Annotated in this window: 21 protein-coding genes; 12 read left to right on the forward strand and 9 right to left on the reverse strand. The window is 71.7% G+C overall.

Going from position 1 to position 23,985, the window contains the following annotated elements; all coding sequences use genetic code 11:
- Window positions 1-2: 2 nt before the first annotated feature.
- The 3 genes from bcp to aroA form a co-directional block, all read right to left on the reverse strand.
- Window positions 3-473, reverse strand: coding sequence for a thioredoxin-dependent thiol peroxidase (gene bcp, locus ACFVN5_RS17455; RefSeq protein ID WP_376956697.1), 471 nt, complete (start codon window positions 471-473; stop codon window positions 3-5).
- 79 nt (window positions 474-552) lie between these two features.
- Complete coding sequence (rsgA, locus tag ACFVN5_RS17460) at window positions 553-1,587, reverse strand: ribosome small subunit-dependent GTPase A (protein WP_376956699.1); 1,035 nt, start codon at window positions 1,585-1,587, stop codon at window positions 553-555.
- Window positions 1,584-2,954 (reverse strand): 3-phosphoshikimate 1-carboxyvinyltransferase, encoded by a 1,371-nt coding sequence (gene aroA / locus ACFVN5_RS17465; RefSeq protein WP_376956701.1) that lies wholly within the window; start codon window positions 2,952-2,954, stop codon window positions 1,584-1,586. The genes rsgA and aroA overlap by 4 nt, the downstream gene beginning before the upstream one ends.
- Window positions 2,955-3,063: 109 nt before the next feature.
- Between aroA and ACFVN5_RS17470 the strand changes: the two genes are divergently transcribed.
- The 3 genes from ACFVN5_RS17470 (at window position 3,064) to ACFVN5_RS17480 (ending at window position 6,374) form a co-directional block, all read left to right on the forward strand.
- Window positions 3,064-3,726: a sigma-70 family RNA polymerase sigma factor gene (locus ACFVN5_RS17470; RefSeq protein ID WP_376956703.1), complete on the forward strand. Its 663-nt coding sequence runs from the start codon at window positions 3,064-3,066 to the stop codon at window positions 3,724-3,726.
- On the forward strand, window positions 3,723-3,980 hold the full coding sequence (locus ACFVN5_RS17475) for a zf-HC2 domain-containing protein (protein WP_376956705.1): 258 nt from the start codon (window positions 3,723-3,725) through the stop codon (window positions 3,978-3,980). Before ACFVN5_RS17470 ends, ACFVN5_RS17475 begins: the two co-directional genes overlap by 4 nt.
- A 117-nt stretch (window positions 3,981-4,097) precedes the next feature.
- The gene (locus ACFVN5_RS17480) at window positions 4,098-6,374 is read left to right on the forward strand and encodes an MMPL family transporter (RefSeq protein WP_376956707.1); all 2,277 of its coding nucleotides are present in this window, start codon (window positions 4,098-4,100) and stop codon (window positions 6,372-6,374) included.
- A gap of 75 nt (window positions 6,375-6,449) precedes the next feature.
- On the opposite strand, the gene ACFVN5_RS17485 is transcribed toward ACFVN5_RS17480, so the two are convergent.
- Window positions 6,450-10,301: a multifunctional oxoglutarate decarboxylase/oxoglutarate dehydrogenase thiamine pyrophosphate-binding subunit/dihydrolipoyllysine-residue succinyltransferase subunit gene (locus ACFVN5_RS17485; protein WP_376956709.1), complete on the reverse strand. Its 3,852-nt coding sequence runs from the start codon at window positions 10,299-10,301 to the stop codon at window positions 6,450-6,452.
- 147 nt (window positions 10,302-10,448) lie between these two features.
- Between ACFVN5_RS17485 and ACFVN5_RS17490 the strand changes: the two genes are divergently transcribed.
- The 5 genes from ACFVN5_RS17490 to ACFVN5_RS17510 all read left to right on the forward strand — a co-directional run bounded on the left by ACFVN5_RS17490 (window position 10,449) and on the right by ACFVN5_RS17510 (window position 15,655).
- On the forward strand, window positions 10,449-11,888 hold the full coding sequence (locus ACFVN5_RS17490; protein WP_376956711.1) for a GuaB1 family IMP dehydrogenase-related protein: 1,440 nt from the start codon (window positions 10,449-10,451) through the stop codon (window positions 11,886-11,888).
- A gap of 61 nt (window positions 11,889-11,949) precedes the next feature.
- A complete protein-coding gene (locus ACFVN5_RS17495; RefSeq protein ID WP_376956713.1) occupies window positions 11,950-12,378 on the forward strand; it encodes an ArsR/SmtB family transcription factor in 429 nt (142 codons plus the stop codon).
- Between the two features lie 381 nt (window positions 12,379-12,759).
- The gene (locus tag ACFVN5_RS17500) at window positions 12,760-14,094 is read left to right on the forward strand and encodes a hemolysin family protein (RefSeq protein ID WP_376956714.1); all 1,335 of its coding nucleotides are present in this window, start codon (window positions 12,760-12,762) and stop codon (window positions 14,092-14,094) included.
- The gene (locus ACFVN5_RS17505) at window positions 14,091-15,128 is read left to right on the forward strand and encodes a hemolysin family protein (RefSeq protein WP_376956716.1); all 1,038 of its coding nucleotides are present in this window, start codon (window positions 14,091-14,093) and stop codon (window positions 15,126-15,128) included. Before ACFVN5_RS17500 ends, ACFVN5_RS17505 begins: the two co-directional genes overlap by 4 nt.
- Before the next feature lie 92 nt (window positions 15,129-15,220).
- Window positions 15,221-15,655, forward strand: coding sequence for a VOC family protein (locus tag ACFVN5_RS17510; protein WP_376956718.1), 435 nt, complete (start codon window positions 15,221-15,223; stop codon window positions 15,653-15,655).
- Window positions 15,656-15,664: 9 nt separating this feature from the next.
- Here the strand turns inward: ACFVN5_RS17510 and ACFVN5_RS17515 are convergent, their stop codons facing one another.
- Window positions 15,665-16,774: an NADH:flavin oxidoreductase/NADH oxidase gene (locus tag ACFVN5_RS17515; RefSeq protein WP_376956719.1), complete on the reverse strand. Its 1,110-nt coding sequence runs from the start codon at window positions 16,772-16,774 to the stop codon at window positions 15,665-15,667.
- Entirely contained in the window at window positions 16,771-17,406 is a 636-nt protein-coding gene (locus tag ACFVN5_RS17520; protein ID WP_376956721.1) for an HAD family hydrolase, read from the reverse strand. The genes ACFVN5_RS17515 and ACFVN5_RS17520 overlap by 4 nt, the downstream gene beginning before the upstream one ends.
- A 23-nt stretch (window positions 17,407-17,429) precedes the next feature.
- Between ACFVN5_RS17520 and ACFVN5_RS17525 the strand changes: the two genes are divergently transcribed.
- Window positions 17,430-18,272, forward strand: coding sequence for an NAD(P)H-hydrate dehydratase (locus ACFVN5_RS17525; protein ID WP_376956723.1), 843 nt, complete (start codon window positions 17,430-17,432; stop codon window positions 18,270-18,272).
- A 34-nt stretch (window positions 18,273-18,306) separates the two neighbouring features.
- On the opposite strand, the gene ACFVN5_RS17530 is transcribed toward ACFVN5_RS17525, so the two are convergent.
- Genes ACFVN5_RS17530 through ACFVN5_RS17540 form a run of 3 tightly spaced genes read right to left on the reverse strand, consistent with a single transcriptional unit; the run spans window position 18,307 to window position 20,809 of the window.
- Entirely contained in the window at window positions 18,307-19,101 is a 795-nt protein-coding gene (locus tag ACFVN5_RS17530; RefSeq protein WP_376956724.1) for an amino acid ABC transporter ATP-binding protein, read from the reverse strand.
- Window positions 19,098-19,973 (reverse strand): amino acid ABC transporter permease, encoded by an 876-nt coding sequence (locus tag ACFVN5_RS17535; protein WP_376956726.1) that lies wholly within the window; start codon window positions 19,971-19,973, stop codon window positions 19,098-19,100. The genes ACFVN5_RS17530 and ACFVN5_RS17535 overlap by 4 nt, the downstream gene beginning before the upstream one ends.
- Window positions 19,970-20,809, reverse strand: a complete 840-nt coding sequence (locus tag ACFVN5_RS17540) for an ABC transporter substrate-binding protein (protein ID WP_376956727.1) — start codon at window positions 20,807-20,809, stop codon at window positions 19,970-19,972. Before ACFVN5_RS17540 ends, ACFVN5_RS17535 begins: the two co-directional genes overlap by 4 nt.
- A gap of 103 nt (window positions 20,810-20,912) precedes the next feature.
- On the opposite strand from ACFVN5_RS17540, the gene ACFVN5_RS17545 reads away from it, so the two are divergent.
- The 3 genes from ACFVN5_RS17545 to ACFVN5_RS17555 all read left to right on the forward strand — a co-directional run bounded on the left by ACFVN5_RS17545 (window position 20,913) and on the right by ACFVN5_RS17555 (window position 23,926).
- On the forward strand, window positions 20,913-22,187 hold the full coding sequence (locus ACFVN5_RS17545; protein ID WP_376956729.1) for a glycosyltransferase 87 family protein: 1,275 nt from the start codon (window positions 20,913-20,915) through the stop codon (window positions 22,185-22,187).
- Window positions 22,188-22,248: 61 nt separating this feature from the next.
- Window positions 22,249-22,569: an MTH1187 family thiamine-binding protein gene (locus ACFVN5_RS17550; protein ID WP_376956730.1), complete on the forward strand. Its 321-nt coding sequence runs from the start codon at window positions 22,249-22,251 to the stop codon at window positions 22,567-22,569.
- Window positions 22,570-22,651: 82 nt separating this feature from the next.
- Window positions 22,652-23,926 (forward strand): MFS transporter, encoded by a 1,275-nt coding sequence (locus ACFVN5_RS17555; RefSeq protein WP_376956732.1) that lies wholly within the window; start codon window positions 22,652-22,654, stop codon window positions 23,924-23,926.
- Window positions 23,927-23,985: the final 59 nt, after the last annotated feature.

A 23,985-nucleotide genomic window follows, 5' to 3' on the forward strand; every position in this document is an offset into this window, starting at 1 on the left:
TGCTACAGGCCGAGCTCGCGGCGCACGCGCGCCACGTGGCCCGTCGCCTTGACGTTGTACCAGGCCTTCTCGAGGCGCCCGTCGGCGCCGACGACGAAGGTCGAGCGGATGCTGCCGACGACGATCTTGCCGTAGAGCGACTTCTCGCCCCACACGCCGTAGCGCTGCTGCACGCCGAGGTCCTGGTCGGAGAGCAGGGTGTAGTTCAGGCGGTCGCGCTCGGCGAACGTCTTGAGCTTCACGACGTCGTCCTTCGAGACGCCGAGCACCCGCACGCCGGCGGAGGCGAACGAGTTGAGGTTGTCGCGGAAGTCGCACGCCTCGGTGGTGCAGCCGGGGGTCATCGCCTCGGGGTAGAAGTACAGCACCACGCGCGAGCCGCGCAGCGAGGAGAGGGTCACCGGGTTGTCGTCCTGGTCGTGGAGCGTGAAATCGGGAGCGAGGTCGCCGGGGGCGAGACGTGCTTCGGTCATCCGTCCATGCTAGGCAGCGAGCCTGAGTGCGACGTGCGACGGGTGCCCTCGGACGCGGCGGGCGCGCGGCATCCGCTGCTCAGGCGAACGTCGCGAGCAGGCGCTGGAGCGAGTCGAGGCGTGCTCGCCCGGTCTCGCCGAGCTGCCCGGCCTCGACCGCCTCGATGATGGCGCAGTCGGGGGAGTCGGGCAGGTGGGTGCAGCCGCGGGGGCAGTCCTCGGCGATGCGGGCGAGGTCGGTGAACGCGCCGAGGATGTTCGCGGGGTCGACGTGCCCGAGCCCGAAGGAGCGGACGCCGGGGGTGTCGATGACCCAGCCGGTGCCGCCGTCGCCCTCGATGCGGAGCGACACCGTGGACGACGACGTGTGCCGCCCGCGGCCGGTCACCTCGTTGACGCGGCCGATCGCGCGTTCGGCGCCGGTGAGGGCGTTCACGAGGGTCGACTTGCCGACGCCCGAGTGCCCGACGAACACGGTGCGGTGGCCGATGAGCGCGCGGGTGATCTCGTCGAGCGGCATGTGCTCGCTGCTCGAGCGGAACACGGGGAGGTCGAGGCCGGCGAAGTTCTCGAGGAACTCGGCGGGGTCGGCGAGGTCGGTCTTCGTGATGCAGAGGATCGGCTGGATGCCGGCGTCGTAGGCCGCGACGAGGTATCTGTCGACGAGCCGGATGCGCGGCTCGGGATTCGCCGCGGCGACGACGATGAGCATCTGGTCGGCGTTCGCGACGATGATGCGCTCGACCTCGTCGGTGTCGTCGGCGCTGCGCCGGAGCAGGGTGGAGCGCTCGCCGACCCGCACGATGCGGGCCAGGGTGCCCGGCTCGCCGGTGGTGTCGCCGACCAGGTCGACGTGGTCGCCCGTGACGACCGACTTGCGGCGCAGTTCGCTCGCGCGAGCGGCCGTGATGTCGCGCTCGTCGGGCTCGCCCTCGTCGACGAGGACCGCGTATCGGCCCCGGTCGACGCCGAGCACGGTTCCGGAGACGGCGTCGGCGTGCTCGGGGCGCACCTTCGTGCGCGGCCGGCTGCCGCGGCGGTTGGGACGCACGCGCACGTCGGACTCGTCGTACTCGGGCTCGTCCTCGTCGTCGTCCGCGTCCCACCAGCTCATGCCAGCATCTGCTCCCAGAGCTTGGTGAACTGCGGCAGGGTCTTCGACGTGGAGCCGATGTCATCGACGACGACGCCGGGCACGGCGAGGCCGATGATCGCGCCGGTGGTGGCCATCCGGTGATCCGCGTAGGCGCGCCACGGCCCGCCCGAGAGCTCGACGGGCTCGATGCGCAGCCCGTCGTCGAGCTCGGTGACCCGGCCGCCGAGGCCGTTGAGCTCGGCCGCGAGGGCGGCGAGCCGGTCGGTCTCGTGGTGGCGGATGTGGCCGATCCCCGTGAACGTCGAGGGGCCGTCGGCGAACGCGGCCAGCGCGACGAGGTTCGGCACGAGCTCGCCCGCCTCCGAGAGGTCGAGGTCGACGGCGCGGATGCCGCGACCGCCGTCGGCGGCCCGGTCGGGCGCGTGCACGGTGAGCCGGTCGTCGTCGAGGGCCACGCGGGCGCCGAACCGGGGGAGGAGATCGGCCAGCTGCGCCCCGACCTGCGTGGTCTGCGCGGGCCAGCCGGTGATCGTGACGTGGCCGCCTGCGACGAGCGCAGCCACGAGGAAGGGTGCGGCGTTCGAGAGGTCGGGCTCGATCGCCACGTCGACGGCGGCGATGCGACCGGGCTCGACGACCCAGCGACCCGGCTCGGGAGTCGCCACCTCGACGCCGCGGGTGCGGAGCGTCTCGATGGTCATCTCGATGTGCGGCAGGCTGGGCAGCCGCTCGCTCGTGTGGCGGAGGTCGAGGCCGCGCTCGAAGCGCGCCGCCGAGAGGAGCAGGCCCGACACGAACTGGCTCGAGGCGGAGGCGTCGATGGCGAGCTCGCCGCCCTCGACCCGTCCGGTGCCGTGGACCGTGAAGGGGAGCGCGCCGCGGCCGTCGTCGTCGAGGTCGACGCCGAGCGCCTGCAGGCCCTGGATCGAGCCGCCCATCGGGCGGCGCCGGGCGCCCTCGTCGCCGTCGAACGTCGTGGGGCCGAGCGCGAGCGCCGCGACCGGCGGGAGGAAGCGCATGACCGTGCCGGCCAGGCCGCAGTCGATCGTGGTGGAGCCGAGGAGTTCGTCGGCCGGGAGGACGCGGAGGTCGTCGCCGAATCCGCCGGTGCCCGGCATCCGCTCGAATCGCGTGCCCAGCGCACGCAGGCCCTCGACCATGAGCTCGCTGTCGCGCGACCAGAGCGGCGCGTGCAGCGTGGACGGCCCGTCGGCGAGGGCGGCGAGCACGAGTTCGCGGTTCGTGAGCGACTTCGAGCCCGGGATGGCCACGACCGACTCGAGCTGGGCCGTCGCGGTCGGCGCGAGCCATCCCGCGTCGGGCTCCTGCTGGCGGTTGTCGCCGTAGGGGTCGAACTCGGGTGCGGAATACCTCGAAATCTGCATCGGTTATCAACAGTAGCGTCCGAGACAGCAGAAGGAGTTGGTGCGCGTGGCGGTGGCGATGCTCGAGCGCCCGGCGGTCGTCGAGAGAGACGATCTAGTATGGCCGGTGATGACTGGCGACGAGATCGAGACCACGCCGGACGACGCGGCAACCCCTGACGAGGAGCGCAGCCTCGGTGAGCTCTTCGAGGAGCAGGCGCTGCCGTTCCTCGACCAGCTGTACGCCGCTGCCCTCCGCATGACCAAGAATCCCGCCGACGCGCAGGACCTGGTGCAGGAGACGTTCGTGAAGGCGTTCGCCGCGTTCGGGCAGTTCAAGCAGGGCACCAACCTCAAGGCGTGGCTGTACCGCATCCTCACGAACACCTTCATCAACAGCTACCGCAAGAAGCAGCGCGAGCCCTACCAGGGCACGATCGACGACCTCGAGGACTGGCAGCTCGGCGGCGCCGAGTCCACGACCGCGCGGTCGAGTCGCTCGGCCGAGGCCGAGGCGATCGACCACCTGCCCGACAGCGCCGTGAAGGACGCGCTGCAGGCGCTGCCCGAGGACTTCCGGCTCGCCGTGTACTTCGCCGACGTCGAGGGCTTCTCCTACCAGGAGATCGCCGACATGATGAACACCCCCATCGGGACCGTGATGAGCCGCCTGCACCGTGGCCGGCGGATGCTGCGCGAGTCCCTCGCCGACTACGCCAGCGAGCAGGGCTTCGCGGGCGCCACGGCGCAACCCACCACCAGGAGGCAGAGCATGCCCAGGAGCGCGAGATGACCGACTGCGGCTGTGAGAAGGCTCGGGCCGAGCTCGAGGAGTACCTGCACCACGAGCTGTGCCGTGAGGACGCCGCGGACATCCGCGAGCACATGGAGAATTGCGCCGACTGCCGGGGCGAGTACCGCGTCGGCATCGCGATCACCGAGGTCGTGCAGCGCGCCTGCAAGGAGAGCGCTCCCGAGCAGCTGCGCACCGTCGTGCTCGCGCGCATCCGCGACATCCAGTCGGAGCACGGCGTCCTCGTCGACTGACCGCCCGACCCCGCCGGAGCCGCGGCTTCGGCGCGCGACTCGTCGTCGCGACCCGTCGCACGGTTCCGTCTTTCGGTGGAAGCGAGTGAGCCGCCGGCGGCCGTAACGTCGGTCGGGATGGAACCCTCGAACCGCTCGCGTCCCGAATCGACGCCGTCCCGTGTGCCCACCTGGCTGCGGGCCCTCATCCCCACCGTCCTCATCCTGGTCTGGTTCGGCGCGTTCGGCGCCGGCGGGGCCTCGTTCGGGGCGCTCAGCGACCTCGTCGAGAACGAGCAGGCGCAGTTCCTGCCGGCCGACGCCGAGTCCACGCGCGCGCTGGACCTCCAGTCGGAGTTCCGTTCGGAAGACGTGATCCCGGCGATCGTCGTGTACGAGCGCGACGGCGGCATCACGGCGGCCGACGAGCTGGCGATCGAGGCCGACGCGGCCGCGTTCCAGGACGTCGAGGGCGTCGTCGACGACGGCGTCTCCCCGCCGGTCGCCTCGGACGACGGCGAGGCCGTCGAGGTGTTCGTGCAGGTCGACGCCGCGGCCGAGACCGACGTCGTGGTCGGCGAGCTGCGCGACCGCGTCGCGGAGACCACGGGCGACGGACTGCAGGGTGCGGTCACCGGACCCGCCGGATTCACCACCGACCTCGTCGCGGCGTTCGCGGGCATCGACGGGCTGCTGCTGATCGTGGCGTTCGCCGCGGTCTTCGTGATCCTCGTGATCGTCTACCGGTCGCCGCTCCTGCCGGTCATCGTGCTCGGGACGAGCCTGACCGCGCTGTGCGGCGCCGTGCTCACGGTCGTCGCGCTCGCCCGCGCCGACGTGCTCGTGCTGAACGGGCAGACGCAGGGCATCCTGTTCATCCTCGTGATCGGCGCGGCCACCGACTACTCGCTGCTCTACATCGCCCGCTACCGCGAGGCGCTGCACGTGCACGAGCGCAAGTGGGATGCCACGTGGGCGGCGCTGCGCGGGTCGTGGGAGCCCATCCTCGCGTCGGGCGGCACGGTCATCGCGGGCCTGCTCATGCTGCTCGTCTCGGAGCTGACGAGCAACAAGATCCTCGGCCCCGTCTCGGCCATCGGCATCGTGTTCGCCCTGCTCGCCTCGCTCACGCTGCTGCCCGCGCTCATGCTGTGGGCCGGACGTGCGGCGTTCTGGCCGGTGCGGCCGCGGTTCGGCGCGCACGTCGAGTCCGACGACGTGGTCGCGCGTCGCGGGTTGTGGTCGAAGGTCGCGCGCCTCATCGCCCGCCGGCCCCGTGTCACGTGGATCGCCTCGACGCTGCTCCTGGCCGTCATGGCGATCGGGATGACCCAGTTGAAGGCGGACGGCGTGCCGTCGAGCGAGTTCGTGCTCGGCGAGTCGCAGGCCCGCGACGGCCAGGCCCTGCTGAGCGATCACTTCCCGGGCGGATCCGGCACTCCCGCGGTGGTGTTCGCGCCCGAGGAGGACCTCCAGGCCGTCGCCGACGTGCTGCTCGCCACCGACGGCGTCGAGTCCGTCGCGGTCGTGTCGGCCGACTCGCCGAGCGGCTCCCTCCCCGTGACCGGCGACGGCATCCAGCCGCTCGGACCTCCCGGCACGTCCGCAGGCGACCCCACCGTCGTCGACGGACGCGTGCAGCTCGACGCCACGCTCGCCGCACCGAGCGACTCCGACGCGGCCGAGCAGGTCGTCGCCACCCTGCGCGCCGAGCTCGCCGACGTCTCGAGCGGCGATCCTGTGCTCGTCGGCGGCACGACGGCCGTCGCCCTCGACACGAAGGAGGCGTCGATCCGGGACCGGAACCTCATCATCCCGCTCGTGCTCGCGGTGATCCTCGTGATCCTCATGCTGCTGCTGCGCGCGATCGTCGCGCCGTTGCTGCTCATCGGCACCGTGGTGCTCTCGTTCGCCGCGGCCCTCGGCGTCTCGGCCCTCGTCTTCGACGGCATCTTGGGGTTCCCGGGCGCCGATCCCGTCGTGCCGCTGTTCGGCTTCGTCTTCCTCGTCGCGCTCGGCGTGGACTACAACATCTTCCTCATGACCCGCGTCCGCGAGGAGAGCGTGCGCCACGGCACGCGCGAGGGCGTGCTGCGCGGGCTGGTCGTGACCGGCGGCGTCATCACGTCCGCCGGCCTGGTGCTCGCCGCGACCTTCGCGGCGCTCGGGGTGCTGCCGATCCTGTTCCTCGCGCAGATCTCGTTCATCGTCGCGTTCGGCGTGCTGCTCGACACGTTCCTCGTGCGGTCGCTGCTCGTCCCGGCGCTCTCGTACGACCTCGGGCGTGCGATCTGGTGGCCGTCGCGGCTGTCCCGGTCGGGCGGCGCCGAGCCGTCGCGCGACGACGCGCCGGTCGCAGTCGAGCCCGAGGCCGGCGAGCCCGCCGAGCACCGCGAGCCCGTGCACCGCGCCTGATCGGCCCGGGCTGCGCCCGGAGACGCGAAGAGCGGATGCTGCGAGGCATCCGCTCTTCGTCGTCGGACGTGCCGGCTACAGCTCGAGCGCCCGGCGCACGAGCTCGGCCTGCTGGGCCGCGTGGCGCTTGGCCGAACCCGTCGCCGGCGACGCGGCCGCGGGACGTGCGACGACCGAGACCGGACGCGGGCCGAGCTTGTTCGTCTCGATGATGAAGAACGGCCAGGCGCCCTGGTTCTCGGGCTCCTCCTGGGCCCACATGAGCTCGGCGTTCGGGTACGAGTCCGCGATGGCCTTCAGCTCACGGCCCGGGAGCGGGTAGAACTGCTCGAGGCGCACGACCGCGACCTCGGGGTTGGGATTGCGCTCGAGCTCGGCGATCAGGTCGTAGTAGAACTTGCCCGAGAGGAACACGACGCGCTTGACGGCGGCCTTGTCGGTGATCCGGGCGTCGTCGATGACCGGCTCGAACCGGCCGCTCGTGAAGTCGGACACCTCGCTCGTGGCGCCGCGCAGGCGCAGCATCGCCTTCGGGGTGAACACCACCAGCGGACGGCGGGGCCGCGCGTACGCCTGGCGGCGCAGCAGGTGGAAGTACGACGCCGGCGTCGACGGCCGGGCGACCGTCATGTTGTCCTCGGCGCAGAGCTGCAGGTAGCGCTCGATACGGGCACTCGAATGGTCGGGGCCCTGGCCCTCGTAGCCGTGAGGGAGCAGCAGCACGACGCTCGAGCGCTGGCCCCACTTCTGCTCGGCCGACGAGATGAACTCGTCGATGATGACCTGCGCGCCGTTGGCGAAGTCGCCGAACTGCGCCTCCCACATGACGAGCGCGTCGGCCCGCTCGACCGAGTAGCCGTACTCGAAGCCCATGGCGGCGTACTCGCTGAGGAGCGAGTCGTAGATCCAGAACTTGGCCTGGTTCTCCGAGAGGTTCTGCAGGGGCAGCCACTCCTGGCCGTTGGTGCGGTCGTGGAGCACCGCGTGCCGCTGCACGAACGTGCCGCGGCGGGCGTCCTGGCCCGCGAGGCGCACGGGCGTGCCCTCGAGCAGGAGCGATCCGAGGGCGAGCAGCTCGCCGAAGCCCCAGTCGATCTTGCCGTTTCGGCTCATGTCGAGCCGCTTGGTGAGCAGCTGCTGGATCTTCGGGTGCACCGTGAAGCCGGCCGGCTTGTTCTCGAAGGCGTCGCCGATCGCGTGCACGACCTCGAGCGAGACGCCCGTGGTCTCGAGCTCGCCCGAGGCGGGCTCGGGCTCGCGGGTCGACTCGGTCGCGCCGACGATCGGGATCGCCCCGGTCTGCGCGGCGTGCGTCTCGGCGAAGGCGCGCTCCATGCGGTCCTGGAAGTCGCGGTGCGCCTCCTCGTACTCCTCCTCGGTGATGTCACCGCGGCCGACGAGGGCCTCGGTGTACAGCTTGCGCACCGAGCGCTTCGCCTCGATGAGGTTGTACATGAGCGGCTGCGTCATCGACGGGTCGTCGCCCTCGTTGTGACCGCGGCGGCGGTAGCAGACGAGGTCGACGACCACGTCGCGCTTGAACTCCTGGCGGTAGCGGAAGGCGAGCTCCGCGACCCGGACGACGGCCTCGGGGTCGTCGCCGTTCACGTGGAAGATCGGGGCCTGGATCGTCTTCGCGACATCCGTCGAGTAGATCGACGACCGTGCGTCGCCGGGAACGGTCGTGAAGCCGACCTGGTTGTTGATGTTGACGTGGATCGTGCCGCCCGTGCGGTAGCCGCGGAGCTGCGACATCTGCATGGTCTCGACCACGATGCCCTGGCCGGCCATGGCCGCGTCGCCGTGGATGAGGATCGGCAGGGTCGAGAACGTGCCGATGGGCTTTCGGTCCTGCTTGGCGCGGACGATGCCCTCGAGCACGCCGTCGACGGCCTCGAGGTGCGAGGGGTTCGCGGCGAGCGACACGGGAACCTGGTTGCCGTCGTCGGCGGTGAAGGTGCCCTCGGTGCCGAGGTGGTACTTCACGTCGCCGGAGCCCGAGAAGGCCCGCGTGTCCTGGGTGCCCTCGAACTCGCGGAACACCTGGCCGTAGGTCTTGCCCGCGATGTTCGTGAGCACGTTGAGCCGGCCGCGGTGCGCCATGCCGATGGCGACCTCGTCCATGCCCTCCTTGGCCGCGCCCTGGAGGATCTCGTCGAGCAGCGCGATGACGGACTCGCCGCCCTCGAGGCTGAACCGCTTCTGGCCGACGTACTTCGTCTGCAGGAAGGTCTCGAACGCCTCGGCCTCGTTGAGCTTGCCGAGGATGCGCATCTGCTCGTCGTGCGACGGCTTCTCGTACTTGCGCTCGACCTCGCCCTGGATCCACTTGCGCTGCACCGGGTCCTGGATGTGCATGTACTCGATGCCGATGGTGCGGCAGTACGAGTCGCGCAGCACGCCGAGGATGTCGCGCAGCAGTGCCGTGCGCTTGTCGCCGAAGCCGCCCGTGACGAACTCGCGGTCGAGGTCCCAGAAGGTGAGGCCGTGGCTCGCGATGTCGAGGTCGGGGTGCGAGCGCTGCACGTACTCGAGCGGGTCGATGTCGGCCATCATGTGGCCGCGCACGCGGAACGAGTTGATGAGCTCCTGCACGCGTGCGGTCTTGTCGATCGCGCTCGCGATGTCGACCGAGATGTCGGGCGCCCAGCGGATGGGCTCGTAGGGGAGGCGCAGCGCGGCGAAGAGGTTCTCGTAGAAGTCGCGCTGGCCGATGAGCAGCTCGTGCACCTTCTTGAGGAACTCGCCCGAGCCGGCGCCCTGGATGACGCGGTGGTCGTAGGTCGACGTGAGGGTGATCGTCTTGCCGATCGCGAGGTTCGCGAGCGTCTTCTCCGAGGAGCCCTGGAACTCCGCCGGGTACTCGAGGGCACCGGCGCCGATGATGCAGCCCTGGCCCTTCATGAGCCGCGGAACCGAGTGCACGGTGCCGATGCCGCCCGGGTTGGTGAGTGAGATCGTGGCGCCCTTGAAGTCGTCGGCCGTGAGCTTGTTGGTGCGGGCGCGCGTGACCAGGTCCTCGTAGGCGGTGAGGAACTCGTTGAAGGTCATCGTCTCGGCGCGCTTGATCGCGGGCACGAGGAGGGCGCGGGTGCCGTCGGGCTTCGGGATGTCGATCGCGATGCCGAGGCCGATGTGCGCGGGCTTCACCATCGCCGGCTTGCCGTCGGCCTCGGTGTAGTACACGTTCTGGCTCGGGAACTCCTTGAGCGCCTGGATGAGCGCCCACCCGATGAGGTGCGTGAACGAGACCTTGCCACCGCGGGTGCGGCGGAGGTGGTTGTTGATCACGATGCGGTTGTCGATCATGAGCTTCGCCGGCACGGTGCGCACGCTCGTCGCGGTCGGCACGGTGAGGCTCTGGTCCATGTTGGCCGCGAGGGTCTTGGGGAGGCCCTTCAGCACGACGACCTCGTCTTCGAGGACCATGTCGGCGACGACCGGCTGCGGGCTCGTGATGGGCACGTCGGCCGGCACGGGCGCGGTGCGCGGGGCGACCGACGTGGTGCGGGCCTCGGGGGCCTGCCCGATGACGGGCGAGGGCGCCGTGGCCGGCGCGGGTTCGACGGCGGCGGATGCCGCGGGCGGCGCAGCCTCGGAGACCGGAGCCTCGGGCGCGGCGGGTGCCGCCGGTGCGGCAGGAGCAGACGGCGCGGGCTGGGCCGCATCAGCGGCCGGAGGGGCGGGCTGGGCGGGCGCGGATGCCTCGGCGGGAGCGGCCTCGGTGGTCGGCGCCTCCTGTGTGGCGGCGCCGTCGCCGCCGGCGCGCACCTGGCGGTAGTGCTCGAGGACCGGCCACCACGTGCGGTCGACGGAGTCGGGATCGGCGACGTACTTCTCGTACATCTCGTCGACGAGCCATTCGTTGGCTCCGTACTCGCCCGCGGTCTTCTCCTCGGACCCCGACCCGGTCAATTGGCTCGACACAGCCTCTCGCCCACTCTCTCCGTTGATGCTGGATTCCTCTGCCGGCGATCGGCACGTGCGCGCACGCACCCGTGCCCGATCACCCACACAAGCCTAAACCCCTCGCGGAGGGTCGGGTGCCCCTTGCGCGACGGTAGCGTGGGGCGCATGGAGTTCTACCGGACGACCCCGCGCCACGACCTCACGTACTCCGACGTCTTCCTCGTGCCGAGTCGGTCGGGCGTGACGAGCCGCCTCGACGTGTCGCTCGCGCCCGACGACGGCTCCGGGGCATCCGTGCCCATCGTCTCGGCGAACATGAACTCGATCACGGGGCCACGGCTGGCGGCCACGCTGGCGCGGCGCGGCGGGATCGGCGTGCTGCCGCAGGACCTGCACCTGCAGGAGCTCGACGAGGCGATCCGGTGGGTGAAGGCGCAGTCGCCCCGGTTCGACACGCCCCACGACTTCTCGCCCGACGACACGGTCTCCGACGCGCTCGCCGTGCTGCCGCCCGTGCCGGGCCACGGGATCGTGCTGCACGACTCGCGCGGCGCGTACGTCGGCACCATCACCGCCGAGCGCCTCGCGACCGCGCTCTCGGACGCGCGACTCGGCGACCTCGTGCACGGCGGCCTCGCGTCGATCGACGCCGACGACGTGGACTCCCCGCGCCGGGCGTTCGACCTCATGGTCGACGCCGACCTCGACTTCGCCCCGGTCATGGAGCACGGCCGCGTGGTCGGCACGCTGAGCCGGCGCAGCGCCCTGCGCAGCACCCTGTACGAGCCGAACGTGGATGCCTCGGGCCGCCTCCGGGTGGCGGCGGCGGTCGGCATCAACGGCGACGTGGCCTCGAAGGCCAAGGCGCTCGTGGGCGCCGGCGTCGACATGCTCGTCATCGACACCGCGCACGGCCACCAGGAGGGCATGATCCGCGCGGTCGGGATCGTGAAGGAGCTCGACCTCGGCGTGCCCATCGTCGCGGGCAACATCGTCACGGCCGACGCCGTGGGCGACCTCGTCGCCGCGGGTGCCGACGTGCTGAAGGTCGGCGTCGGCCCGGGTGCGATGTGCACGACGCGCATGATGACGGCGGTGGGTCGGCCCCAGTTCTCCGCGGTGCTCGAGACCGCCGAGGCGGCGCGCGAGCTCGGCGCGAAGGTGTGGGCCGACGGCGGCGTCAGGTACCCGCGCGACGTTGCGCTCGCGCTCGCCGCCGGCGCGGCATCCGTCATGATCGGCTCGTGGTTCGCGGGCACGATCGAGGCGCCCGGCACGCTGCGGCGCGACTCCTCGGGCCGGCTCTTCAAGGAGAGCTGGGGCATGGCCTCGACGAAGGCGGTGCGCGAGCGGTTCGACCGGCTCTCGCCCTACGAGCTCGCGCGCAAGGAGCTCTTCGCCGAGGGCATCTCGTCGTCGTCGATCTACCTCGACCCTCTCCGCCCGTCGCTCGAGGACCTGCTCGACATGATCACCTCGGGCGTGCGCAGCTCGTTCACGTATGCGGGCGCGCGCTCGATCGAGGAGTTCCGCGAGCGGGCGCTCGTGGGCGTGCAGTCGGCCGCCGGCTACGAGGAGGGCAAGGCGCTGCCGGTCAGCTGGTAGCTGCCGCCTGGGCTGGGGACAACCTGCTCGCCGCCCTCGATGGCAACGCTACCTTGGCGGCGTGGTGCATCCGTTCGAGCTCGTCGCCAACCCGGTGCGGCGCCGGATCCTCGAGGTCCTCGCCGTGGGCGACCACGATGCGGGCACGCTGAGCGACATCGCGTCGATGGAGTTCGGGACGAGCCGGACCGCCGTTTCGTACCACCTCCGGACCCTCCGTGAGCACGGCGCCGTCTGGTCGTCGGTCGGTGCAGATGATCCCCGCTCCCGTTCCTACCGACTGAATCCCGAGTTCCTCGCAACCCTCGACGTCGCCGTCGGCGAACTCTTCGACCTGTGGGAGCAGCGGTACGGAACGGCCGAGGGCCGCGCACCTGTCGGACCACGACCGATGGACCGCGTGCATCGCTTCGGCGACGCGGAACGTCGACGTCGTCGCGCCGCGCTCGCCGAATGGCGCGTCAGTGGCGACGATACGGATCTCGACTGATCGGACGCCGTCTCGGCGAGGGATCGTGCGGTCGACCGATGCTCGCCGGGAACCGCAGGAACTGTTCCTCGATCGCTCGTTTCACATTCGCCTCATGTGAGGCGTTCTCGACATGGCGAGGTGGGCGCTGTCGGAGGTCGGCGTGACGATCAATTCGCCTCATGTGAGGCGGATTGGACACGGCGCGGAGGGGAACCGAAACCCGTGAGGGCGGTCGCCGCACCCGGAAACTCACCGGGCCTGCGGCGGCGTGTGTCAGGGGCGTTACGGCTCAGGAACGAGCCGGGCGCCGCCGATATACTGGGCGGACAATGGACGATCCTCCCTCTGCGAATACGCCCGACCATAGACCCTCGCCCGTGACCGAACGGGGTGGTGGAGATGTCTGAGTGGATCCTGCTCGGCATCGGACTCCTCCTCACGATCGGCACGGGCTTGTTCGTTGCGAGCGAGTTCGCGCTCGTCAACCTCGACCGCTCGGAGCTCGAAGCCCGGCGGGCACGGGGCGAGACGCGACTCGGACTCACCATCTCGGCGTTGAAGATCACGTCGACGCACCTCTCGAGCGCGCAGCTCGGCATCACCCTGACGACGCTGCTCACGGGTTACACGATGGAGCCCGCGATCAGCTCGCTCCTCGCCGGGCCGCTCACCGCGATCGGCCTGCCCGAGGGCATGATCCGGCCCGTGGGCGCGACCACGGCGATCATCATCGCCACGCTCCTCTCGATGGTGCTCGGCGAGCTCGTGCCGAAGAACTTCGCGCTCGCGCTGCCGCGGCAGACCGCGGTCGTCGTGATGCCGTTCCAGACGGCGTTCACGTGGGTGTTCCGCCCCGCGATCGCGGTCCTCAACGGCAGCGCCAACGCGCTGCTGCGCGCCGTCGGCATCGAGCCGAAGGAGGAGCTCTCCGCCGCTCGATCGGCCGAGGAGCTCTCGTCGCTCGTGCGCCGATCGGCGAGCGCGGGCCTACTCGAGCAGGACACCGCCACGCTGCTGGGCCGCACGCTGCGCTTCGCCGACCACGACGCATCCGACGTCATGACCCCCAGGCCGCGCGTGGCCGCCGTGCAGCGGCAGGAACCGGCCGAGGCCGTGCTCGAGCTCGCCCGGCAGACCGGCTTCTCGCGCTTCCCCGTCTACGACGAGAACCTCGACGACATCGTCGGCGTCGTGCACGTCAAGCAGGCCGTGGCAGTGCCGCGTGAGCGGCGATCGGATGTCCCGAGCTCGGCCCTGCAGTCGGAGGCGCTGCGCGTGCCCGAGACGATGAAGCTCGGCATGCTGCTCGGCGAGCTGCGCGGCCGCGGCTTCCAGATGGCGGTCGTGGTCGACGAGTACGGCGGCACCGCGGGCGTCGCGACCCTCGAGGACCTCGTCGAGGAGCTCGTGGGCGAGGTGGCCGACGAGCACGACCGCACCCGCGCGGGCATCGTCCGCCGCGGCGACGAGGTCAGCTTCCCCGGGATCCTCCGGCCCGACGAGCTCGTCGAGCGCACCGGCATCCGCGTGCCCGAGAACGGCGACTACGAGACGGTCGCCGGCTTCGTCATCGCGAGGCTCGGCCACCTGCCCGCCGTCGGCGACGAGGTCGAGATCGACGAGGGCACGCTCATCGTGCGCCGCCTCGACGGGCGCCGCATCGACCGGCTCCGGTTCGTGCCGAAGCCGCCGCCCGAACCCGACAGCCTCGACGAGCGGGAGGAGGACCGATGAGCGACTGGGCCGGAATCGTCTGGCTGTTCGTGCTGCTCCTCGCGAACGCCTTCTTCGTCGGCGCGGAGTTCGCCGTCATCTCGGCGCGCCGATCGCAGATCGAGCCGCTCGCCGAGCAGGGCAAGCGGAGTGCCAAGACCGCCCTGTGGGCGATGGAGCACGCCACCCTCATGCTCGCCATGAGCCAGCTCGGCATCACGATCTGCTCGCTGCTGATCCTGAACGTGTCGGAGCCGGCCATCCACCACCTGCTCGAGGTGCCGCTGCACCTCACGGGATGGTCGGAGGGCGTGGTCTCCACGATCGCGTTCATCGTCACGCTCGTGCTCGTCTCGTACCTGCACGTGGTGTTCGGTGAGATGGTGCCGAAGAACCTGTCGTTCTCGGTGCCCGATCGCGCCGTGCTGCTGCTCGCGCCGCCGCTCGTGTTCATCGCCCGGATCTTCCGCCCCATCATCGTGGCCCTCAACGCCACGGCCAACGGGGTCCTGCGCCTCGTCGGCGTCGAGCCGAAGAACGAGGCGAACTCGACGTACACGCTCGAGGAGGTGCAGACCATCGTCGACCAGTCACGTCGCGAGGGGATGCTCGAGGACGCGAGCGGCACGCTGACCGCGGCTTTCGAGTTCACGACCAAGCGCGTGCACGACGTGGCGGTGCCGATGTCGGGGCTCGTCAGCCTGCCGCCGACCGCGACGCCCGGCGACGTCGAGCGCGCCGTGGCCCGCCACGGGTTCTCGCGCTACGTGATCCTCGGCGATGACGGCGAGCCCGACGGCTACGTGCACCTCAAGGACGTGATCGACCTCGACGACGACGAGTTCGACGACCCGATCCCCGCGAAGCGCGTGCGCCGCCTGGTGTCGATCTTCGACGGGACCGACCTCGAGGACGCCCTCGCGACCATGCGCCGACTCGGCACGCACGTCGCCCGGGCGTTCGACGAGCAGGGCGCCACGACCGGCGTGATCTTCCTCGAGGACATCATCGAGGAGCTCGTCGGCGAGGTGCAGGACGCCACCCGACGCGGTTGAACCGGGGGCCGCGCATCACCCGGAAACGGGTGGCGCGGCCCGCCTCGGGTCGGCGTAAACTGACGCCGACCCGAGGGAACCGAGGAAACATCATGTTCGACAAGATGATGGCCACGGCCGTGCTCGCCGCATCCGATCTCGACCGTGCGAAGGCATGGTGGCACGACGTGCTCGGTCGCGACCCGGTCTACGAGGAGCCGGAGGGCGAGGCGGTCTTCTACGACATCGGCGGCACCGGGGTGATGGTCTACCGCAGCGACTTCGCGGGCACCGCCAAGAACACGGTCCTCAACCTCATGACCGACGACCTCGACCGCGACATGACCATGCTGCGCACGCACGGGGTCATGTTCCACGACTACGACATGCCCGGCCTGAAGACGGTCGACGGCGTCGCCGAGCTCGGCGACGAGCGCAGCGCATGGTTCAGCGACAGCGAGGGCAACATCTTCGCGATCGGCCAGGCCCCACCGCAGATGATGGAGATGGCCATGAAGATGCGCTCCGCGGCGGCCGGGATGGGATGATCCGGGGGATCACCACTCGCCGTCGTTGACCTCCGGTCGCGCCCGGAGGTACTGCGGCGGCCACATCGAGGGATCTGCACCCAACTCGTACGCGGCCCGCAGTGCGAAGTGCGGGTCGCGCATCATCGCCTTGCCGAACATGACCGCGTCGACCTCGCCGTCGGCGACCAGCCGCTCGGCCTGCTCGGGCATCGTGATCCGTCCGACCGCCGAGACGGGCACGTCGGCGCGGTCGCCCACGTACTCGGCGAGGTGCGCCTGGTAGCCCGGGCCGACCGGGATGCGCGCGTGCGCGACGAGGCCACCGGTCGAGACGTCGAAGAAGTCCGCACCGGCGTCCTGCGCCCAGCCGGCGACGATCGCGGTCTGCTCCTCGTCCCAGCCGCCCTCGGTCCAGTCGGTCGCGGAGAAGCGCACGAAGAGCGGCATCCGCTCGCCGACCTCGAGGCGCACGCCGCGGACGAGCTCGAGGAGGAGCCGCGCGCGGTTCTCGAGGCTGCCGCCCCAGCGGTCCTCGCGCCGGTTCGACAGCGGGGAGAGGAACTGGTGCACGAGGTAGCCGTGCGCGGCGTGCACCTCGACCACGTCGAAGCCGGCCGCGACCGCGCGACGTGCCGCGCTGCGGAAGTCGTCGATGACCTGCTGGATGCCGGCCTCGTCGAGCGCGGTCGGCTCGCGCAGCCCGTCGAACGCGACGGCCGACGCCGAGACGGTCGGCCAGCCACCGTCCTCGATCGGCTGCGAGCCCGGGCGGCGCAGGGGCTCGGGCCATACCGAGGCCTTGCGGCCGGCGTGGGCGAGCTGGATGCCGGAGGCCGCGCCCTGCGAGCGGATGAACCGGGTGATCCGGCTCCACGCCTCGGCCTGCTCGTCGTTCCAGAGCCCGGTGTCGTAATCGGAGATGCGGCCCTCGGGGCTCACGGCGGTCGCCTCGGCGACGACGAGCCCCGCGCCGCCGGCGGCCATCGACCCGAGGTGCACGAGGTGCCAGTCGTGCGGCACGCCGTCGCGGTCGGTGACCGAGTACTGGCAGAGCGGCGGCACCCACACGCGGTTGCGGATCGTGAGGCCGCGGAGCGTGATCGGCTGGAACAGCGCGGGCTGGTCGTTCGTGCTCATGCCTGCAGGCCCCGCAGCCAGGCCTCGAGGCCCGCGGCATCCGTGAACACGTGCCCGTCGCCGCCCACGGCGCGCGCACCCTCGACGTTCTCGGACTTGTTGTCGACGAAGAGGAGCTCGGCCGGCGTGATGCCGAGCTCGGCGATGACGTGCTCGTAGATGTCGGCGTTCGGCTTCACCAACCCGAGCTCGCCGCTCACGAACACGCGCTCGAAGAGCGGTGCGAACGATCCGGAGCGCAGCCAGCCCGAGAAGTCGGCGCCGGCGTTCGAGAGCAGCGCCATCCGCGTGCCGCCGTCGGCGAGGGCGTGCAGTACCCGAAGCGTGCCGGGGTCGACGCTGAGCCAGCCGCGGTGGTCGAGCGCCCAGAGCTCGTGCACGTCGACCGCGTCCCACTCGACGCCGAGGTCGGATGCCACGGCGCCCCAGTAGTCGGCGATCGACAGGGTGCCCTGGTCGAGGGGTTCGCGATGCGCCCAGTACGCCGTCCAGAACGGCTCGGCGTCGACGCCCGCGCGGGCGACGAGCGCGGAACGGTCGGCCTCGGTCGGCTCGCGGGAGATCACCTCGCCGTAGTCGAAGACGACGACGTGCGGGGCGAGGCTGATGGGGGCTGGGGCTGTCGGAGGCATCCACCCCAACCTATCGTTGGAGCATGACGACGGGGTGGCAGGAGTGGACCGCCGAGGACGCGGCCGAGTGGATCTCGGCGCCGAGCACCGGCGACGACAAGTACACGCGCGGCGTGCTGGGGGTCGTCACCGGCTCGCAGGACTACCCCGGGGCGGCGGTGCTCGGCGTCGAGGCGGCGCATCGCACGGGCGTCGGCATGGTGCGGTTCACCGGACCGCGGGCGCTGCGGCAGGCCGTGCTCGCCCGGCGACCCGAGACGGTGACCGTCTCGGGGCGCGTGCAGGCGTGGCTCATCGGATCGGGCATCGACCAGAACCGCCGCTCGTTCGTGCTCATCGGCGACCTCGAGCACGCGCTCGCCGACAAGGTGCCCGTCGTGCTCGATGCGGGCGCGCTCGACCTCGTCGGCACGCACACCGCGCCGACGGTGATCACCCCGCACGCGCGGGAGCTGGCCGGCGTGCTGACGTCCCGGGAGATCCGCACGACGGTCGAGGAGGTGGCCGCCGATCCCGCGACGTGGGCGGAGCGCGCCGCCCGCGAGCTCGGCGTCGCGGTGCTGCTGAAGGGCGCCGTCACGCACGTCTGCGATCCCGACGGGTCGCGCTACACGGTCACCGCGCCGACGCACTGGCTCGCGACCGCGGGCAGCGGCGACGTGCTCGGCGGCATCCTCGGCGCGCTCACGGCCACGCATCACGCCGAGCTCGCATCGGATGCCACGGTGCTCACGCAGCTCGGGGCGACCGCCGCATGGGTGCAGGGCGAGGCCGCCCGCCGGGCGAGCGCCGACGCGGGCGGCGGCCCGGTGACGGCGCTCGACATCGCGGAGGCGGTTCCGGGCGTCATCGGCTCGCTGATCTGAACCTCGCCGATCCGAGCGGGGCGCTCGGGTGCGCTCAGGCCTCGGGCGGCAGGAACCTCGTGAGGAACGCACGCGTCCGCGCCTCGCGCGGCGTTGCGAAGAACTCGTGCGCGGGGGCGTCCTCGATGATCAGGCCGTCGTCGAGGAAGACCACGCGGTCGGCCACGTCGCGTGCGAACGCCATCTCGTGCGTGGCCATGACGATCGTGGTGCCGCGGTCGGCGAGCGAGCGCACGAGCTCGAGCACTTCGCCGACGAGCTCGGGGTCGAGCGCGCTCGTCACCTCGTCGAGCAGGAGGAGCTCGGGCGACGTCGCGATGGCGCGCACGATCGCGACGCGCTGCTGCTGTCCGCCCGAGAGCCGATCGGGATAGGCGCGGGCGAGGTCGCCGAGCCCGATCGAGCCGAGCAGCTCGAGCGCCCGCGCCTCGGCGGCCGCCCGCGGCATCCGGTGCACGAGCCGTGAAGCCAGCGTGACGTTGTCGAGCACGCTGAGGTGCGGGAACAGGTTGTAATGCTGGAAGACGATGCCGATGCGGGCGCGGACGCGGTCGGCGTCGACGCGCGGGTCGCTGACGTCCTCGCCGGCGAGGCGGATGACCCCGTCGTCGATCGGCTCGGTGAGGTTCACGGTGCGCAGCAGGGTCGACTTGCCCGATCCGCTCGCGCCGACGAGCGCGACGACCTCGTGCGCCGCGACGTCGAGGTCGATGCCGCGCAGCACGAGCCGGTCGCCGTAGGCGCGACGCACGCCGCGCAGGCTGAGTACGGGCCCACGATCGACGGATGCCGCGCCGCCCGCGCCGGGGGCTCCAGCGCTCGCCGTCACAGGATGCTCCCGGCCTGCTCGCGGGCGCGCGTGCGGGCGGTCAGCCAGTCGGTGAAGCGGATCGTCGGCAGCGCGAGCAGCACGAACAGCAGGCCCGCCACGACGTACGGCGTGAAGTTGAAGTAGTGCGCCGTCTCGATCTGCGCGGCGCGCACCGCGTCGACCGCGCCGAGCACCGAGATGAGGCCCACGTCCTTCTGCATCGCGACGAAGTCGTTCATGAGCGCCGGCGTGACCCGGCGCACGGCCTGCGGGAGCACCACCCGGCGCATGGTCTGGCCGTGGCTGAGCCCGAGCGAGCGCGCCGCGAGGCGCTGCGACGGATGCACCGACTCGATGCCCGCGCGGAAGACCTCGGACACGTAGGCCGAGTAGACGAGGATGAGCGCGATCGTGCCCCAGAAGGCCGCCGGCATGCGCTGGAAGAAGTCGAGACCGGGGATGCCGTAGCCGACGAGGTAGAGCACGATGATGAGCGGCATCCCGCGGAACAGGTCGGTGTACCCGGCCGCGAGCGCTCGCAGCGGGAAGAACACCGGGCCGCGCAGCGTGCGCAGCGTCGCGAGGAGCAGGGCGACGACGAGCACGCCGAGGCTCGCGACGACGAGCACCTGGATGTTGAGCCAGAGCCCCTCGAGCACGCGGGGGAACGAGGCCACCGCGACGTCGAGGTTGAAGAACGTCTCGCGCACGCGCTCCCAGCCGGGGGAGCCGATGAGGACGGCGCCGAGCGCCACCGCGAGCACGATCGTCGAGATCGCGCTGATGAGCACCGAGCGCCGCGTCTGCCGGCGCCGGAACGCCCGCCGGTCGAGCTCGAGATCGCTCGGCCGCGACGCGGCGTCGGCCGCGGCGGGCGCGGCATCCGTCATTCGAGCACGGGAGCCGCGTCGTCGCCGCCCAGCCACTCCGCCGCGAGCTCGTCGAGCGTGCCGTCCTCCCGCAGGGCGTCGACGGCCGCCGTCACGCGCTCGGTGAGCGGCGAGCCCTTGGCCAGCACCAGCCCGAACTGGTCGCCGCCGGCGCTCGACTCGGGGAGCTGGCCGATGATCTCGCCGCCGTCGAGCTCGACCGCGGTGAGGTAGAACGCGGTGGGCAGGTCGACGACGATCGCGTCGACCGTGCCGCTCTGCAGCGCGAGCTTGGCGTCGTCGTTCGTGTTGAACACCTGCGCGCCGGCCGTGGGGGCGATGACCTCCTCGATCGCGTCGAGGCTCGTCGTGCCGGTCTGGGCGCCGATCAGAAGGCCCTTCAGGTCGGCGATGCTCGAGGCGCCCGCCGCGGGGGAGCCGTCGACCGTGATCACGACCTGCGTGGTCTCGTAGTACGGCGAGGAGAAGTCGACGGCCTCCTCGCGCTCGGGCGTGATCGAGAACTGCTGGAGGTTGAAGTCGAAGTCCTTCGGGCCGGGTGCGATGGCCTGGTCGAACGTGGTGCGCACCCACTCGACGTCGCCCTCGTCGAAGCCGAGCTGCGCGGCGACGGCGTACGCGACCGCGGCCTCGAAGCCCTCGCCCGACTCGGGGTCGTCGTCCTGGACCCACGGGTAGTAGGCGGGTTCGCCCGTGCCGATGGTGAGCTTGCCCGGCGTCACGTACTCGCCGCCCGCCTCGGACGAGGCGTCGGACCCGCCCGACGAGGCGCAGCCGGCGAGGGCGAGGCCGGCGGCGGCGAGGAGGGCGATGGTGGCGAGGGAGCGTCGGGGCATGGGTTCCTCCGGAGGTCGCTGTGGGCTGGGCTCCAGCATGGCGCACGAGGCGTCGGTGCGTCGACCGCGTGGCGCACTGTGACGCTCGGCTAGGCTCGTCGGCATGACGGCGGAGGACGTGCGCGAGGCATCCGCGCCCGGCCGGAACCGCGTCCGCCGCTTCCTGGGCGGCCGTGCCGCCCTCTGGATCGCGTTCCTCGTGGTGCACGCGGGCCTCGTGGTGCTGAACCTCTACGGCCAGGGGTGGCCGCTCGGCGACGTCGTGTCGGTCTACCGGGTCTGGGCCGAGAACGCGGCCGACGGCTACGTGCGCATGGGCATCGACGTGCCGTGGGTGTACCCGATCCTCGCGTTCGGCCCGATGGCGGCCGCGCTCGCCTTCGGCTCGGCCTGGTACGGGCAGACCTGGCTCGCGATCGTCGTGCTGCTGAACGCCGCGGCCTTCGTCATCCTGCTCGGCACGCGCCGGCTCTCGCGCACGCGCCGGATCGCGGCGTGGTGGTGGCTCGCCTTCCTGGCCCTGCTCGGTCCGATCGCGCTCGGGCGCATCGATGCGGTCACGGTGCCGCTCGCGATCACCGGCATGCTGTGGGCGGCGACGCGTCCGCGCCTGGCCGCCGTGCTGCTCACGGTGGGCATGTGGGTGAAGGTGTGGCCGGCGGCCGTGCTCGCGGCGCTCGTCGTCGCGTCGCGCAAGCGCTGGGAGGTCGTGACGGTCGCGGTCGCCCTCAGTGCGGGCATCGTCGGCGTCAGCCTGCTGGCGGGCGCGGGGATCAACGCCGTGGGGTTCGTGGCGGAGCAGGCGGGCCGCGGGCTCCAGATCGAGGCGCCGCTCGCGGTCGCCTGGCTCTGGCGGATCGTCGCTGGCGACCGCGCCGTCGAGGTCGTCTACAACCGCGAGATCCTGACGTTCCAGATCTCGGGCCCGGGTGCCGAAGTCGCGGCATCCGTGACCACCCCGCTGATGGCGATCGGCGTGGTCGCCGTGCTCCTGCTCGGGATCCGCGCGGTGCGACGCGGCGCCGCGTTCGGCCGGCTGTTCCCGCCGCTCGCGCTGTCGTTCATCGTCGTGCTCATGCTCGCGAACAAGGTGGGCTCGCCGCAGTTCGTGACCTGGCTCGCCGCGCCGATCGTGCTCGGCCTCGTGCTGAGCCCGCGCCGCTTCCTCGTGCCGGCCGCGCTCGCCGCGGCGATCGCGCTGCTCACCCAGGTCATCTACCCCTACTGGTACGGCTGGCTGATGGCGGCGACGCCCGGGTTCGTGCTCGTGCTGACGGTCAAGATCGCCCTGCTGGCGGTGCTGCTCGTCTGGGGCATCCGGGCACTGTGGCAGGCTGGGAGGGCCCGCGACCGCGTCGTGGTCCCCGCGGACGCCTGACCACGCGGGTCCGCCGACGTACGACACCGGATGCCGCGGGCCGACCACCCGAGGAGGGACCATGCTCGTCGCATTCTCCGTCGCCCCGAGCGGCACCGGCCGTTCGGACGGCTCCGTGCACGACGCCGTGGCGGCGGCCGTGCGGATCGTGCGGGAGTCGGGACTGCCGAACCGCACCACGTCGATGTTCACGGAGCTCGAGGGCGAGTGGGACGAGGTCTTCGACGTCGTGCGACGCGCGACGGAGGCGGTCGCCGAGTACGGTTCGCGGGTGTCGCTCGTCCTGAAGGCGGACATCCGGCCGGGGTACTCGGGCGAGCTCGACGCGAAGGTCGAGCGGCTCGAAGCGGCGATCGACGAGCCCGGCGCCGGCGCGGAGTAGCGCGCCCCGAACCGCGTGGGCGGTGTCGAATCGTTGCGAGCCGCGGTTGTCGAATCGATTCGATCCGTGCGAGAATCGACGGGTGACCCACCCCATCGACGGGCCGACGACGTTGTCGCCGGCCCGTATCCGTTTCGCGCTGCTGGCACTCGCCCTCGGCGGCTTCGGCATCGGCTCCACCGAGTTCGTCGCGATGGGGCTGCTGCCGAACATCGCCGCCGACCTGATGCCCGGCCTCTCCGCGCAGTCGCCCGACGAGGCGAACGCCGCGGCCGGCTGGATGATCTCGGCCTACGCGCTCGGCGTCGTCGTCGGCGCGCCGACCATCGCCGCCGCGGCGGCACGTTGGCCGCGCAAGCGCCTCCTGCTCGCGCTGCTCACCGCGTTCGCGCTCGGCACGCTCGCGTCCGCGCTGCTCCCGTCGTTCGGGCTCGTGCTCATCGCCCGGTTCATCGCCGCGTTGCCGCACGGCGCCTACTTCGGCATCGCCTCGCTCGTGGCGGCGAGCCTGATGGGCCCGGGCAAGCGCGCCCGCGGCGTCGCCCTCGTGCTCTCGGGCCTCACGATCGCCAACGTCATCGGCGTGCCCGCGATCACGTGGCTCGGCCAGGCCGCCGGATGGCGCGTCGCCTACGTCGCGGTCGCGGGCATCTTCGCGCTCACCTTCCTCGCCGTCGCCCTCGCGGTGCCGTGGCAGGCGGGCGACCCGCACGCGACCATGAAGCGCGAGCTGAAGGCCTTCAGCCGCGTGCAGGTGTGGTTCGCGCTCGCGATCGGCGCCATCGGCTTCGGCGGCCTGTTCTCCGTCTACAGCTACGTCGCGCCGCTCGCGACGAACGTGACCGGGCTGCCCGAGGCGGTCGTGCCGCTCGTGCTCGTCATGTTCGGCATCGGCATGACGATCGGCAACCTCGTCGGCGGCCGGCTCGCCGACTGGAGCGTGCGCCGCAGCATGTACGTCTTCTTCGGCATCCTCGCCGCCGCGCTCGTGCTCCTGGCCTTCACCGCCTCGAACCCGGTCGGCCTCTTCGCCGGCGTGTTCCTCATCGGCGGCTCGTCGGCCGCGCTCTCGCCGACGATCCAGGCACGCCTGATGGACGTCGCCCGCGACAGCCAGTCGATCGCCGCCGCCCTCAACCACTCGGCGCTCAACCTCGGCAACTGGCTCGGCGCGTTCCTCGGCGGGATCGCGATCGCGGGCGGCCTCGGCTACGTCGCGCCCATCTGGATCGGGCTCGTGCTCACGATCGCGGGCGTCCTGCTCGCGCTCGCGACGTTCGCGCTCGATCGCGCGCGCGGCCGCCGTGGCGTGACCGTGCCGTACGCCACGGGCGCGGTCGAGGTCGTCGAGTCGTAGGCGCGCCGAGGCTCACGAGTCCGCCGGCCGGGCGCGTGCGCGTCCGCCGGCGTGCCGGC

Source organism: Agromyces sp. NPDC057865 (assembly GCF_042796995.1).
Lineage (GTDB): Bacteria > Actinomycetota > Actinomycetes > Actinomycetales > Microbacteriaceae > Agromyces.